This is a genomic window from Sorangium sp. So ce1504, from assembly GCF_051521635.1.
GTDB classification, from domain to species: Bacteria; Myxococcota_A; Polyangia; order Polyangiales; family Polyangiaceae; genus Sorangium; species Sorangium cellulosum_B.
In genome coordinates, this window is sequence record NZ_CP150365.1 from 12,760,648 (window position 1) to 12,774,531 (window position 13,884).

The 13,884-nt window shown below is 69.5% G+C and carries 11 protein-coding genes; 8 read left to right on the forward strand and 3 right to left on the reverse strand.

Annotated elements, in window-relative coordinates; translation table 11 throughout:
- The first annotated feature begins 5 nt into the window (after window positions 1-5).
- The 4 genes from WMF39_RS48120 to WMF39_RS48135 all read left to right on the forward strand — a co-directional run bounded on the left by WMF39_RS48120 (window position 6) and on the right by WMF39_RS48135 (window position 5,802).
- Window positions 6-1,376 carry a phenylacetate--CoA ligase family protein gene (locus WMF39_RS48120; RefSeq protein WP_437743154.1) on the forward strand — a complete coding sequence of 457 codons (1,371 nt, stop codon included), beginning with the start codon at window positions 6-8 and terminating at the stop codon, window positions 1,374-1,376.
- A complete protein-coding gene (locus tag WMF39_RS48125; RefSeq protein WP_437743155.1) occupies window positions 1,373-2,548 on the forward strand; it encodes a glycosyltransferase family 4 protein in 1,176 nt (391 codons plus the stop codon). Before WMF39_RS48120 ends, WMF39_RS48125 begins: the two co-directional genes overlap by 4 nt.
- 234 nt (window positions 2,549-2,782) lie before the next feature.
- Window positions 2,783-4,171 carry a DUF1552 domain-containing protein gene (locus WMF39_RS48130; protein ID WP_437743156.1) on the forward strand — a complete coding sequence of 463 codons (1,389 nt, stop codon included), beginning with the start codon at window positions 2,783-2,785 and terminating at the stop codon, window positions 4,169-4,171.
- On the forward strand, window positions 4,168-5,802 hold the full coding sequence (locus tag WMF39_RS48135; protein WP_437743157.1) for a DUF1592 domain-containing protein: 1,635 nt from the start codon (window positions 4,168-4,170) through the stop codon (window positions 5,800-5,802). The genes WMF39_RS48130 and WMF39_RS48135 overlap by 4 nt, the downstream gene beginning before the upstream one ends.
- Before the next feature lie 132 nt (window positions 5,803-5,934).
- Here WMF39_RS48135 and WMF39_RS48140 read toward each other — a convergent pair whose 3' ends face one another.
- On the reverse strand, window positions 5,935-7,134 hold the full coding sequence (locus tag WMF39_RS48140; RefSeq protein ID WP_437743158.1) for an acyl-CoA dehydrogenase family protein: 1,200 nt from the start codon (window positions 7,132-7,134) through the stop codon (window positions 5,935-5,937).
- A 49-nt stretch (window positions 7,135-7,183) separates the two neighbouring features.
- Between WMF39_RS48140 and WMF39_RS48145 the strand changes: the two genes are divergently transcribed.
- The 3 genes from WMF39_RS48145 to WMF39_RS48155 all read left to right on the forward strand — a co-directional run bounded on the left by WMF39_RS48145 (window position 7,184) and on the right by WMF39_RS48155 (window position 10,208).
- Window positions 7,184-8,275, forward strand: a complete 1,092-nt coding sequence (locus WMF39_RS48145) for a phosphotransferase family protein (protein WP_437743159.1) — start codon at window positions 7,184-7,186, stop codon at window positions 8,273-8,275.
- A 236-nt stretch (window positions 8,276-8,511) separates the two neighbouring features.
- Window positions 8,512-9,180, forward strand: a complete 669-nt coding sequence (locus WMF39_RS48150; RefSeq protein ID WP_437743160.1) for a hypothetical protein — start codon at window positions 8,512-8,514, stop codon at window positions 9,178-9,180.
- Window positions 9,177-10,208, forward strand: coding sequence for a hypothetical protein (locus tag WMF39_RS48155; protein ID WP_437743161.1), 1,032 nt, complete (start codon window positions 9,177-9,179; stop codon window positions 10,206-10,208). The genes WMF39_RS48150 and WMF39_RS48155 overlap by 4 nt, the downstream gene beginning before the upstream one ends.
- 80 nt (window positions 10,209-10,288) lie before the next feature.
- Here WMF39_RS48155 and WMF39_RS48160 read toward each other — a convergent pair whose 3' ends face one another.
- Together WMF39_RS48160 and WMF39_RS48165 are read right to left on the reverse strand one after the other, a co-directional pair.
- Window positions 10,289-11,554 carry a DUF3237 domain-containing protein gene (locus WMF39_RS48160; protein WP_437743162.1) on the reverse strand — a complete coding sequence of 422 codons (1,266 nt, stop codon included), beginning with the start codon at window positions 11,552-11,554 and terminating at the stop codon, window positions 10,289-10,291.
- Window positions 11,555-11,631: 77 nt separating this feature from the next.
- Window positions 11,632-12,684, reverse strand: a complete 1,053-nt coding sequence (locus WMF39_RS48165) for an alpha/beta hydrolase family esterase (protein WP_437743163.1) — start codon at window positions 12,682-12,684, stop codon at window positions 11,632-11,634.
- Between the two features lie 266 nt (window positions 12,685-12,950).
- On the opposite strand from WMF39_RS48165, the gene WMF39_RS48170 reads away from it, so the two are divergent.
- Window positions 12,951-13,784, forward strand: a complete 834-nt coding sequence (locus WMF39_RS48170) for an alpha/beta fold hydrolase (RefSeq protein ID WP_437743164.1) — start codon at window positions 12,951-12,953, stop codon at window positions 13,782-13,784.
- Window positions 13,785-13,884 lie beyond the last annotated feature (100 nt).

A 13,884-nucleotide genomic window follows, 5' to 3' on the forward strand; every position in this document is an offset into this window, starting at 1 on the left:
CAGCCATGTATTCAGCCCTCTTTCGGAACGTCCTCTTTCCGTTCTACGAGACGAAACTCCGAGGGAGAGCCACGCTGGCCTACCTGGGGGAGCTGGAGCGGTCCCAGTGGCGTCCGGAGCGCGAGCTCAGGGAGCTCAACTGGAGAAAGATGCTGGCGGCCCTCCGCTTTGCCGAGCAGAGCGTGCCCTTCTACCGGCGCCGCTTCGCCGAATACGGGGTGCGGGTCAAGGACGTGCACGCGCCCGAGGATCTCGCGCGCTTTCCGGTGTTGACCAAAGCCGATCTCCGCGCGCACGGCAGCGAGCTCATCGCGGATGGGTGGCGCGGCAAGCTCTTCAGGAGCGGTACGGGCGGATCGACCGGAGAGCCGGCGCGCTTCTTTTACGATCACGCGACGTACGAGTGTAGAAGCGCCGCGGCCCTGCGCTCCGACGCGTGGGCCGGCGGCCGGATCGGGGACAAGGAGCTGTACATCTGGGGGATTCCGACCCTGGAGCCCCGCTGGAAGAAGGCGAAGCGCACGCTGCACGAGGCGCTGATCCGGAAGAAGACGGTCAGCGCGTGGAACCTGGCGGAGGAGCGGCTCGCGGGGGTGGTGGACGAGATCCGGCGCTACCAGCCGAACCTCGTCGTGGGGTACACGAGCCCTCTCTACTACACGGCGCGCTACGCGCTCGAGACGGGGCACCGGCTGCCCACGCCGAGGGGGATCATCGCGACGGCGGAGCGGCTCTTCCCTCACCAGCGCGAGGTGATCGAGCGGGCGTTCCAGGCGCCGGTCTACGACCGCTATGGGTGCAGGGAGATGATGCTGATCGGCGCGGAGTGTGAGCGCCACGAGGGCAAGCACCTCAACATCGAGAACGTCTTCCTCGAGGTGGTGCGCGGCGGCCGGCATGCGCGGCCCGGCGAGCCGGGCGAGGTGATCCTGAGCGATCTCGTGTGCCGGTCGATGCCGCTGCTGCGTTACAAGAACGAGGATGTGGTGGTCGCGGCCGACAAGGCCTGCTCGTGCGGCCGCGGGTTGCCGCTGCTCGCCTCGGTCGAGGGGCGGGTGCTCGACATGATCGTCGGGACGGACGGCCAGCTCCTCTCGTCCGTGTTCTTCCCCTACTTCTTCAAGGACAACCCGACGGTGGAGCGGTATCAGGTCCACCAGGACAAGACGCGGGCGATCACGATCAAGATCATCCCTGGCGAGGGGTACGGGCCGGAGACGTCGCAGGCCATCGAGCGCGATCTGCGCCGGTTCCTCGGGGAGCGGGCGGACATCCGGGTGCAGCTCGTCAGCGACATCCCGGTCACCTCGGGGGGGAAGTTCCGCTTCACCATGACCGAGGTGCCGATCGAGTTCGGCCGCGGGGCCGCGGCATGATCGGAGCGCCCGGGGTCCGGCCGGCGCCGTCCGCCGCGCCGGGCCGGCCCGCGAAGGTCGCCCACGTGGTGCTCTCGCTCAACGTGGGTGGGCTCGAGCGGGTGGTGCTCCGGCTGCTCGACAGGATGGCGCGCGACCGGTTCGCGCCGGTGGTGTGCGCGCTCCAGGAGCCCGGCGCGCTGGCCGAGGAGCTGGCGCGGCTCGGCGTGCCGCTCGTGGTGCTCTCGCGGAAGCCCGGCCTCGACCCGGGCCTGCCGTTGCGGCTCTCGGCGTGGCTGCGGCGCGAGGGGATCGGGCTCGTGCACACGCACAACCCGGGGCCGCACCTCTATGGCGCGCTCGCGGCGGGCCTCCTGCGGGCGGCGGCGCTCCCTGGCGGAGGCGGGCCGCGCGTCATCCACACGAAGCACGGGCGCAACTACCCGAAGCAGAAGCGGAAGGTGCTGGTCAACCGGCTGGCCGCGGCGCTCACGGACCGGGTGGTGGCGGTGAGCGACGACACGCGGGCGGTCGCGCTCGAGGTGGAGCATGTCGACCCGGCCAAGGTCGTGACGATCTTGAACGGCGTGGACACGGACGTGTTCCGGCCGGGCGACGCCGGCGCGGCGCGCGCGCGGCTCGGGGTGCCGGCGACGGGCTACCACGTGGGGTGTGTCGCGCGGCTGTCTCCGGAGAAGGATCACGCGACGCTGCTCGACGCCTTCGCGCGGCTCCGCGCGACGCGGCCCGACGCGCATCTGACGCTGATCGGCGACGGCCCGCGGCGGCCTGCGCTCGAGGCGCAGGCGGCGCGGCTCGGGCTCGGCGGGGCGGTGACGTTCACGGGGACGCGCGGGGACGTGGCGGAGCTCTTGCCGGCGTTCGATGTGTTCGCGCTCGCGTCGTTGACGGAGGGGATCTCGCTGACGCTCATCGAGGCGGCGGCGGCGGGGTTGCCGATCGTCGCGACGCGGGTGGGGGGCAATCCGGAGATCGTGGTGGATGGCGAGACAGGGCTGCTGGTGCCGCCTGCAGCGCAGGAGACCCTGGCGGCCGCGCTCGAGGCGGTGGCAGTGCGGGACGATCGCGCGGAGATGGGATTGCGCGGGCGGGCGCGGGTGATGGAGCGGTTCGGGATCGACCGCATGGCGCGCGCGTACGAGGACCTCTATGACGAGGTGCTCGGGCGGTAGCCCCCGCGGCGCACGACAGCGAACGTCGGTTCCCCATGTGAAGGCTCGGTCTTCGATTACGTCCCCGCGACGAGCAGCGGCTGGTGTATCGCGCCCGCTCGTCGTGGGTTGCTTCGTATGCCAGCTGTGAGATAATTCGGGATACCACGCTTGCTTGCTTGACGAAGCAACAACATAGCAAGACTACGACGGTCATCCACGGGGCGTGCTTGCTTACCCGAATGGAGGGACGAGATGCGTTTTCTTGAGACTGGGTACAAAAAGAGAGAGCTCGCGCTGGGACGGCGCATCTTCTTGAAGGCGCTCGGCGCCGGCATCGCGGCGCCGCTGGCCTTCCGGATGAGCAACCTGGCGCTGGCCGAGCCGAGCTCCGCGCCGGTCCGGCTGTTCATCTACTTCGTCCCCCATGGCATGCCCATGGAGTATGCCGAGCCCTACGGATCGGGAGCGGACTTCCTGAAAGGCTCCACGGTCCTCTCGCCGCTCGCGCCCTTCGGCAAGTACATCAATGTCTGCCGCGGGCTCGGCATCAACGGCTTCAACAACCACGAGGCGGTCTCCGGCGTGCTCACCGGCGTCAAGGACGGCGCCGGGGTCGACTCGGTGGATCACACCATCGCGCAGGCGCTGGGTGTCGAGGCCTACAACCTTGGCGCCAACCCCTATCCGAGGAACCAGGACGGGACCGGGTTCGACAAGAACTCGTACCTGATCCAGCACGGGGGCGTGTGGGTGCGCCCCACGGAGGACCCCGCGGCCGCGGCGGCGGCCATGCTCGGGGCCGTCGGCGGCGGGCAGCAGGGCGGCGGGAGCGGGCCAGAGGCCGACGAGGCTGCGTTCCGCAACGAGGCGCTGGGGCTCACCGAGCGCCAGCTGGAGAGGATGCAGCGCTCGCTCTCGGGCCTCACGAAGGAGCAGAACAAGCTCGCCGTACACCTCGAGTCGGTGCGCTCGATCAAGGCCGCGGCCGACAGGCCGGTCATGAACGGCTGCAGCAGCAAGCCGGCGCTGCCGGCGCTCGACGCGCTGGCGGGCAAGAGCGTGTTCGAGCAAGAGAACCTGCGGCGCGTCGTCGACGCGCACCTCGAGGTCGCCGCGAACGCCATGGTGTGCGGCACGGCGCGCGTCGTCACGATGCAGAACCTGTGGGTCAACTGCGATCTCCCCATGGACTTCACCGATGGCCCTGGGAGCGCGAGCCCCTACCACGGGGCCACGTCCCACTCCCGCGAGCCGCCGGGTCGCATGGAGTTCGCGACCGTCCAGAGCTGGTTCTTCGCGCGGCTCGCGGAGAAGCTGCTCACCCTCCTCGACCAGCCGGATCCGCTCGATCCCGGCAACACCGTCCTCCACAACTCGCTCATCTATGTGTGCAGCGAGATCGGCGACGGCGCGGATCACAACTCCAACGTCCACGACGTCTATCTCGGGAGCCAGATCGTCCACTCGTACCTCCCGGCGATCCTGATCGGCAACGCCGGCGGCCGCATCGCGAGCCGCGGCGTCGTCGACGTCGACACCGACCACGTCAACATGCTGGCCACGCTCGGCGACGCCATGGGCGTCTCGATCAACAGGTTCGGCGCGCGAAGCGCGCAGCCGATCCAGGAGCTGAAGTCATGAAGCGCTGGCAAACGTGGGCGCTCGCCGGGCTCTCGTCCTCGCTCCTCGCGTGCGGCGCGGGCAGCATCGGCGGTGAGGACGACCCCGTGAAAGGTCCGGTCATCGACGGCAGCTCGTGCGAGCAGGCTCAGGTCGGCGCTCCGGTGCTGCGGCGGCTCTCCGCCCTGGAGCTGGAAAACAGCCTCCGCGACGTCTTCCCCGAGCTCGGCACGGCGGCCTGGTCCGGGGTCCGGCTGGGCACGGACCCGACATCGGAGCTCGGCTTCACCAACGACGCGCAGGCGCTGCAGGTCGGCGCCCAGACCGCGAAAGAGCTCCTGAGCACGGCGGAGGAGGTCGCTGACATCGTGACCGCCGACGCCGCGCTGGCCGCCTCGCTCCCGTGCGCAGCGGCCCAGCCCGGCCCCGAGTGCGCTGCCGAGTTCGTCACGCGGCACGGGCTGCGGCTGTTCCGCCGCCCGGTGACCGAGGAGGAGAAGGGCGAGCTCCTGGCGCTCCACACCTCGGTGAGCGGAAAGTCCGACTTCCGCGTCGGGCTCAAGTGGACGCTTGTGTCGATGATCCAGTCGCCCCAGGCGTTCTACCGCTCGGAGATCGGCGCGCCGAGCGCCGGGCGCTACGAGCTGACACAGCACGAGATCGCGACGGCGCTGGCCTACAACACCACGGGCTCGACGCCCACGCCCGAGCTGCTCGACAAGGCGGCGCGCGGGGAGCTCAGCTCGCCGGAGGCGCTCGTCGAGGAGGCGCGCGCGCTCCTGAGCACGCCGCGCGGCCACGAGGCGATGAGCCGCTTCTTGCAGCAGTGGCTCCGCTACGGGAAGGTGAACGGGATCGCCAAGGAGAAGATCCCCGACTTCAGCACGTATGGCGCCCTCATGCAGGAGGAGACGCGCCTCTTCCTCGAGGAGGTCATCTACACGCGCGGCGCCGGCGTCACCGAGCTCTTGACCGCGCCAACCACCTTCCTGAACGCCCAGCTCTCGACGTTCTACGGATACGGCGGCGTCACCGGACAGGGCTTCCAGCGCGTGGAGCGGCCTCTGGACTGGGGCGTCGGGCTGCTCGCCCAGGGCTCCGTCCTCGCCGGGAACTCGCGCATGGACAGCTCGTCGCCGACCCACCGTGGCCTGCTCGTCTTCGAGCGGCTCCTCTGCGGCTATATCCCCCCGCCGCCGGCGAACATTCCGGCGATCACCAAGCCCGATCCGGGGCAGACGACCACACGCGCGCGCTACGAGCAGATCCACATCTCGGCCGACGGCTGCAACACGTGCCACGCGAGCTTCGATCCCACGGGCTTCGCGCTGGAGCACTTCGACGAGATGGGGCGCTACCGTGCCGACGAGGGGGGCCTCCCCATCGACGACTCGGGCTACATCGCCGTCGCGGGCGAGAAGCGGCCTGTCACCGGCGCGAAGGGCCTGGCCGAGGCGCTCGCCAGCGCGCCCGAGGTGACCGAGTGCGTGAGCAAGCTCGGCTCGACGTATACGTACGGCGGGGCGCTCGGGGCCGAGTGCGCCATCGAGGAGGTCCAGCAGAGCCTGATGAGCGGGCAGATCGGCCTGCTCGAGTTCTTCGCACGCCTCGCGGGCACCGAGCACATGCGCGCCCGCGTCCGCCGCGAGTAAATCGCCCCCCGTGTCAGAGGAGCTGTCGCCTCCTCAGGCCGGCAGCCCGGCGGAGGAGTCGAGGGGTCGTGAGCAGGGCGAGGGCGGAGGGCTCGCTTGAGGCCGCTCGGATGCCTCTCAGCGGGCGCCCGCTCAGATCAGCGTCGTCAGCGCCCCTCGCAAGAAGTCGCGCGCGACAACGACGTCGTGCACCTCGTCCGGACCATCGGCGATGCGAGCGGACCTGGCGAATCGGTACCAGAGCGAGAACGGCATGTCTTCGCTGTATCCGAGCGAGCCGTGCATCTGGATCGCGTCGTCGAGCACCTGGCAGAGGAGCCGGGCGACGTGGTTCTTCGCCATCGAGGAGTAGGGGCGCGCCTCCTTCTCCTTGCCTTGCTCGAGCATCGCCGCGCAGTGCAGCGTCATCAGGTTGCCGGCGTGGATGCCCGACGCTGCGTCGGCGATCTTCTTCTGGATCATCTGGTGGTGAGCGAGCGTCTTGCCGAAGCTCTCCCGCGTGAGGACGTAGTCGCGGCACATCCCGAGCGCGCGGTCGGCCCAGCCGAGCCAGCGCATGCAGTGCGTGAGGCGCGCCGGCACGAGGCGCCGCTGCGCGAGGAGGAACCCCTCGCCGACGCCGCCGAGGACCGCGTCGTCGCCGACGCGCACGGCGTGGAAGCGGAGCTCGGCCTCGCGGTGCTGGAGCATTGGCGGGCTCATCACGGGGATGTCGCGCACGTGCTCGACGCCTTCGGCGTGACGATCGACGACGAACAACGTCGCGCCGGTGCGAGGATCGTCGGACGTCCGCGCCATCACGATGAGGAACGCCGCCTCACCGCCGCCGGTCGTATACCACTTGTGGCCATCGATCATCCAGCCGCCGCCGACCCTGGCCGCCCTCGTGCGCAGATTCGATGGATCCGCGCCGGCGCCGGGGGCGGGCTCGGTCATCGAGAAGGCGCTCGAGATCTCGGCCCGGGCGAGCGGCGCGAGGTATTTCGCGCGGATCGCGGGCGACGCCGCCTTGTGCAGGAGGTCCATGTTGCCCTGGTCCGGCGCGTCGCAGTTGAAGCAGGCCGCGCCGAGCGGAGAGCGGCCCATCTCGCGAAAGAGCGCGCACATGCCCATGACGCCGAGCCCCAGCCCGCCGTGCTCCGCGGGCAGGTGCGGGACGAACAGCCCCTCGGCCCGCGCGCGCTCGCGGAGCGCCGTGAGCGTATCCCTCCGTCCCGCGCGATCCTCGTCGAGGATCGACGTCTCGTTCGGAATGACATGCGCGTCGACGAACGCGCGTACGCGGCCGCGGAGATCGGCCAGATCGGGGGGCAGATCGAAGGAGATCGTCACAGCGGCAGTATAGGAGGCCGAAGGGCTGCGTGATAGCGTCTGACCTGCGATGGCCCTCACGCCGCCGACCAACACACGCGCGCCCCGCGAGGCGCACCGGATCGACGAAGCGGCCCTCGGCCGCTGGCTCACCGCGCACGTCGAAGGCTGCGCGGGAGGCGCCGTGACCGTCGCCCAGTTCAAGGGCGGTCAGTCGAACCCGACATACTGGGTGGGCGTCGACGGCGGAGCCGGCGGAGATCTCGAGCTCGTCTTGCGGAAGAAGCCGCCCGGCAAGCTCCTTCCCTCCGCGCACGCCGTCGAGCGCGAGTACCGGGTCATGCGCGCACTCCGCGACACCGAGGTGCCCGTCCCGGACGCGCTCGCCCTCTGCGAGGACGGCTCCGTGCTCGGCGCGCCGTTCTTCGTCATGCGGTACGCCGCCGGACGGATCTTCTGGGATCCGACGTTGCCTGAGCTCGGGACCTCCGAAGAGCGCCGCGCGATCTATGCAGCGTACATCCGTCTCCTCGCGGCGCTCCATCGCGTCGACTACGCCGCCGTGGGGCTCGCGGACTACGGCAAGGTGGGCGGCTTCGTCGCGCGACAGGTCGACCGCTGGTCGAAGCAATACGAGGCGTCGCGCACGGGCGAGGTGCCGGCGATGGAGGCGCTCATGCGCTGGCTCTCCGCGAATGTCCCGGCGAACGACGAGACGACGCTCGTCCATGGCGACTACCGCATCGACAACATCATCTTTTCGACCGGCGCTGCGCCCGAGGCGATCGCGACGATCGACTGGGAGCTCTCGACGCTCGGACATCCGGTGAGCGATCTCGCGTACGCTTGCATGGGTTACCGCATCAACCTCCCTGGCCGTGGCGGCCTTGCCGGGGTCGATGTCGCGTCGCTCGGGATCCCGACCGAGGACGAGATGGTCGCCTCCTACTGCGAGCTCTCCGGTCGCAGCGGCATCGATGCGTGGCCGTACTTCATGGCCTTCGGCGTCTTTCGTCTCGCCGCGATCGCTCAGGGTGTCTACCGGCGGAGCCTGCAGGGCAACGCGAGCTCCGAGGACGCCGGCGGGTACGGCGCGGCCGTGACCGTGCTCTCGGAGCTCGCCTGCGGTATTGCGGGGATCTCTCCGCGCAAGGCCAGGTGAACGCTCGAATTTCGATTTCGTCCCTGCGATAAGCAGTGGCTGTGGTGCGCTGGGATGACCCGCCGCTGAGCCTGGTGATTGCCGTCGTCGCCGCAAGGGAGAGAACCACGAGGGTCGACGTTGCGGACGCCATGCACACGGGATGCCTTGTCGGTCGTGCTCCACGGCCCCGGGGGACGTCTTGTCCGGCGACGCGGCGCGGTGTAGCGTGCGTCACGCTCAGGAGGGGGAGGCGTATGAGACGTCTGCGTGTCGCCGTGCTCGTTCCGCTGGTCGTCGGCTGCTCGATCCTGGACCCAGAAGATCGCGCGGAGCTGAGACGTCAGATCGCGATGCTGCCGAACGACAATCTGACGGAGATGAAGCGCTGGACCATGCACGAGCTGGCGAAGGAATGGTTGCTGACAAGGGACGAGAACGACCAGGTGGGCAAGGTAGTGTGCCGCGACAACGAGGGGGGGCTATGGAGCGGATGGTACGATCGTCCGAATAAGTACATCACCGTGGACGATATGCTTACCTGTCTCAGAAAGAAGGCCAACCTGCCGAGCTATCTCTTTTGCGCTGAAGAATTTGCGTCGTGGGTCGTCCCTGACGCGAAGAAGGAGATCGAGAAGTTGCTGCCCGCGTACACCGACATCGAGTGCAAGTACGTGTGGGATTTTCGATACGACCCCGAGAAGGTGGATCCGAAGATGGTCGATATAGATGCGATCGAGTCGGATGATATCATCCAAGCCATGATCACCCTTCCGGGGCCGCCTCCAGGGTGGGCCATTCCTCGGTTCGCGCCGCTCCTCTGCCCGCTTGGCGCAGGGGAGGGCTGGGGATGCCCTCCCAGACCGTCCGACTCGTTCCCTACGGGCGGAGAGCCCACAGACCCTCCTGGCGGGGATCAACCGTGAAACGTTATCTCGTCGTGCACGAGGCGGGCAATGGGTCGGTCATGTTCACGACCAAGGATCCACGAAAATGGAAGTCCTACCTCCAGAATCTGGGCAAGGTATGCGGCACGGCATGGCGAGACGATCTGTCAGAGGAGGAGGATCGCGCGTGGGCCGAGGCGCACCGGAAAGAGTTCAACCACTGGGTCGACGGCAGAGCCGCCCCGCCGTGGCCGATGCTGATCGCCGCCGTGAAGCGCGCGTTCGTTGCCGGCTATGGGGCTCTCGCGCGAAAGCCCCCCACGGAGGCCGAGGCGCTCGCGCGCCTGGACACGACCTATCTCTGGAAGCTGCTGACGGCCGACGATGTGGCCCAGGGCCACGGCCCCGAGGCGCTCCGCGCCTTCCAGCGGGGCTTCCGGCTGGGACGAAGCGAGAGACCCTTCTCCACGAAGAGGAACATCCCCCGGATGGTGGATCCTCCCTATCACTGGTACCGCCAGCAGGCGGAGGCGAATTTGCTGGGACCGAGCGCAGCTCGCGAGCGAGCCCTCGTGGCCGCATGGCGCGCGAGCGGCGCGAGTCGCGAGGACGTGGAGGCGAGCCAGCGAGCACTGCGCGAGCTCCACGCGAGCGCCTGGCGCGATGATGTGCCTGAGGAGGATCGCGCGTGGGCCGAGGCGTACCGCGAGTCGTGCGCGCACTGGGTCACCGTCCACCGGCGCGACGCGGTGGCGCAGAGCGCCTACGAGGCCTATCTCCGGAGCAGCGACGGACTCCTCGACGGGAAGCCTGCGCCACCCTCGCTGCGGCCATTGCACGACGACGCGGAACCATGGCTGGCCTTCGCGGATCGCGTCGAGGACGCGCCCGAGGACGAGAGCGAGCTCGCGACGGCCGAGGCGGCCGCGCGCGAGTACTGGGACGCGCGCTGGCGCGAGGTGCCGCCGTGGGACGGCGACCCGAACCAGGTCCACTGGCTTGCGGCGGTCCGCGCCGCGCGAAAGACGTTGGCGGAGATGGCCGACCACATCCCGAGGCCCTGGTAGCTTTACCCGAGACGCCCGGCGCCGTGGTCGTCGTGGCCCCTGCAACCCGGAGGCGCCGGCGTCACCGCGGCTCTGCTGTTCTATTTGCGCTCGTAGAAGGTGAGGCTCACCCCGCCCCCCGCCGCGCCACCCGGGTCGGAGCTCACATAGGACTTCGTGTTGAGGATCGCATAGGGGCCGTCCGCGCGCGTCTCGAAGACAGGAATGAGCGCGCCGAACGGTCCGCAGTTCCTCACCACGATGACCTCGCCGTCCTTCGAGGACAGCGCGTACCGGGCGTCCAGCACCGTGGTCGACCCGATGAGCTGGTAATCCGCGCCTCCGGGGAGCACCGAGCCCGACAGGCCGCTCAGCAGCATTCCGCCGGTGACCGTGCCCCCGGTGATGGGAATGATGTTGCGCGTGCCGCGCTTGCTCGCGCCGACAGACACCGAAGAGCCGAGCGTGACGGACTCGGTGAACACGCTCGAGCCCCTCGCCCCGGTCGCCTTCGAGCACTCCCACGATTGGTTCGGGACGCCCGCGGGATCCTTGAGCTGGATCTTCGGCTCTCCGGCGTCCACCTTGCTGATGTCGTAGACGTCGAGCTGGATCGTGCCCGCCGCGGCGTCGACGACACGGGTGCCCGCGAACTTCCCGGTGTTGAGCCACGCGAGCGAGCTCGAGGTGGCGACCTCGAAGTCCGGGACGATCCGGACGACGTCATCGCCGGCGGCGGCGACGCCGCAGGTCCGCAGCAAGATGGAGCTGCCGTCGCTCGCCTTCAGGATGTTGATCTCCTCGAGCTCGACGGATCCGTTCGACAGCGTGAGCTCGAGGTCCATGCCGCCCGTGAGGAACGTGGCCTGGATCTCGTCGCCCGTGAGCGTGCCCCCTTTCACGTCGAGGAGGCGGCGGTGTCCGAACTGGGTGGTCCCGACATCGTGGGTCTCGCCGAGCTGGAGCGTCGCCCGAAAGACGAGCTCGCCGCGCGTGGGGATCGGAATGCCGTCCGGCATCCCGCAGGTCCACGACGGATCGGGGACGATCGTCGCCTCGTCGCTGCCGTTGTTGCCGCCGCCGGTGCCGGGCGTCCCGCCTGCGCCGCCGCCGCCGCCGCTGCCCGTCTCCTCAGCGCCGCCGGCTCCCGTGGTTCCGCTGCCCGCGGTGGTTCCGCTGCCCGCGCCGCCCGTGCCGGCGTCGCCGCCCGTGCCGGTCGCTCCGACGGAACCGCTCGACGCCGCGCCGCCGGAGCTGCTGCTCGTCGTCCCTCCGCTGGTATCGTCGGTCGACGAACCACACCCTCCAGAGCAGATGCCCAGGATTCCAGTTATCAAGAGCTTCGCTGGCAGATTTTTGAACACCATCGCCGGACCCATCCATTCAATCCATGCTGCGATTCGATGCACCCTGAAACGTGGCGCTGGTTCAAGCAACGCCCGATTCAGAACTGCGAGAAGAAGCTCCAGATCGACTCGCCGGAGTTGTTCTGCGGGGCGTGGCCCCCGTCGAACTCGCACCAGACGACGGGATAGCCCGCGTCGCAGCCCTCGTAGCTGACGCAGGGGCTCGGCTCGACCGGTGTGGTCTGCTGACCGCAGTGGTTTCGCTCGAGGAAGACATCGCGAGCGCTCTGACCGTTCTCGAGCGGAACCACGTTGTCGCTCTTGCCGTGGGCGCCCCACATGGCCACGGGATGGTCGCCGTCCTCGCAGCCGCTGTAGATCGCGCCGGACATGGAGGCGATGGCGCGGAAGTCGTCGCCCATCGCGCAGCCGATCGCGTAGGACATCATGCCGCCGTAGCTGAACCCCGTCGAAAAGATCCTGCTCTCGTCGATGCAGAGCTCGCCGCGGAAGCGGTCGAGCATGGCGCGGAGGAACGCGATGTCGCGGCCCCCCGTGTTCGCCCAGCCCTGGTCGAGGCCCTCGGGCGAGACGAAGATCGCCGAGCCGTTGGCGCGGCTCTGGAGCCCGTAGTAGCCGCCGCCGAACCCGGTCGCGACCTGCTCGGCCGAGCCGCCGCGGGGATGCCAGGTGAAGATCAGCCGGTAAGGGCGGCCCGAATCGTAGTTGTCCGGCACGGCGAGGATGTACTCGCGCGTCGTGCCCCCGACATCGACGCTGAAACGGCCGCTCTTCGGCGCGGTCGCGCTGCCGCAGCCGGCGCTCTGCGCCTCTCCTCCAGCGCCGCTCGAGCCGGAGCCGGCTGCGCCCCCGCCGCCCGCGCCAGTTTCCCCCGAGTCCGGGCGCCCGCCGCTGCCGCCGGCGCCGCTGACCGCCCCCGACGAGCTGCCGGTTGCCGACGAGCCACCGGTTGCCGACGTGCTCCCCGTGGCGCCGGAGGCGCTGGATCCGGGCCCAGCGGGCCCTCCGGCGCTGCCGCCGGAAGATGCCTCGGTCGTTGCTTCTCCCTGGCTGGAGCAGCCCAGCGCCGCGAACGCCGCGAGCGCAACGAGCCCTGGAGCGATCGCGCCGAAATTGCGAAGCGTTTTCATTCGTCCTCGCCTCTCTGTTCCAAGATCGCCGTCCGTCCTCGCATCACCGGTGATGGTGACCGCAACGACGTCGTATCCGAGGCCTCTGGCGCGAGGCATAGGCATATTTGCCTATGCCTTGATGCGAGGCGTCGCGCCCGGATTGGTGGACTGGACGACGCGGGCGAGGGTCGAATTGGAAGCGTCCAGACCAGCGCGGCCGGCCTCCGGCCGCGGAGGCGCAGGCCGACGTGGAGGGCGCGGGGTGGCGTGGCTAGAGTGCGCCCATGCGATGCAAGGTGAAGGACCTCGAGATCGAGGTCGAGGAGATCGGCTCCGGGACGCCCATCCTGATGCTCCACGGCTGGGGGCCCGACCACAGGCTGATGAAGGGGTGCATGGAGCCGGTGTTCCGGTCGGCGCCGGGGAGCTGGAGGCGCATCTATTTCGACCTGCCGGGCATGGGAAGGACCCCGGGGCGACCGTGGATCGACGGGTCGGACCGCATGCTGGAGGTGGTGCTCGGGATCATCGATCAGGTGCTCCCCGGCGAGCGGTTCCTGGTCGCCGGCGAGTCGTACGGCGGCTATCTGGCCCGGGGCGTGGTCCACGAGCGGCCGCGGAGCGTCGCGGGCCTGCTGCTCGTGTGCCCGGTGGCCGTGCAGGAGACGCGGGAGGCCAACGCGCCCCCGCTGCGGGTGCTGGAGCGCGACGAGGCGTTCCTCGGGACCCTGTCCGGCGAGGACCGTCGCGCGTTCGAGGCGATCCACGTGCGCCAGGTGCACGCCGTCTGGGAGCGGTTCCAGGACGAGATCCTCCCCGGCCTGCGCGCGGCCGACACGGTCTTCCTGGAGCAGCACCTCAGCCGGAAGGTCCCCTTCAGCTTCGCGGTCGACCGCCTGGAGGTGCCGTTCCCCGGGCCGACCCTGATGCTGGTGGGGCGCCAGGACTGCGTGGTCGGCTACCGCGATCTCTGGGGTATCCTCGAGGCGTACCCGCGGGCGTCGTTCGTGCTGCTCGACCTGGCCGGCCATAACCTGCAGACCGAGCAGCCGGCGCTGTTCGAGGCGGCCGTGAAGGAGTGGATGGAGCGGGTGAGCGGGACCATGGCGCATCCCTGACGGGGACGGCGCAGCGAGAGGGAGGACGCGCACGAGGCGCCTTCGACCTTCGTGCAGCGGCTTCGTCCGCGCGGTTGATCTCCAGCGGTTCGGTCCGCGG

Bases quoted from the DNA above. Each gene is read 5' to 3' on its own strand.
- WMF39_RS48120 (WP_437743154.1), top strand. From the start codon at position 6: ATGTATTCAGCCCTCTTTCGGAACGTCCTCTTTCCGTTCTACGAGACG.
- WMF39_RS48125 (WP_437743155.1), top strand. From the start codon at position 1,373: ATGATCGGAGCGCCCGGGGTCCGGCCGGCGCCGTCCGCCGCGCCGGGC.
- WMF39_RS48130 (WP_437743156.1), top strand. From the start codon at position 2,783: ATGCGTTTTCTTGAGACTGGGTACAAAAAGAGAGAGCTCGCGCTGGGA.
- WMF39_RS48135 (WP_437743157.1), top strand. From the start codon at position 4,168: ATGAAGCGCTGGCAAACGTGGGCGCTCGCCGGGCTCTCGTCCTCGCTC.
- WMF39_RS48145 (WP_437743159.1), top strand. From the start codon at position 7,184: ATGGCCCTCACGCCGCCGACCAACACACGCGCGCCCCGCGAGGCGCAC.
- WMF39_RS48150 (WP_437743160.1), top strand. From the start codon at position 8,512: ATGAGACGTCTGCGTGTCGCCGTGCTCGTTCCGCTGGTCGTCGGCTGC.
- WMF39_RS48160 (WP_437743162.1), bottom strand. From the start codon at position 11,554: ATGGTGTTCAAAAATCTGCCAGCGAAGCTCTTGATAACTGGAATCCTG.
- WMF39_RS48165 (WP_437743163.1), bottom strand. From the start codon at position 12,684: ATGAAAACGCTTCGCAATTTCGGCGCGATCGCTCCAGGGCTCGTTGCG.
- WMF39_RS48170 (WP_437743164.1), top strand. From the start codon at position 12,951: ATGCGATGCAAGGTGAAGGACCTCGAGATCGAGGTCGAGGAGATCGGC.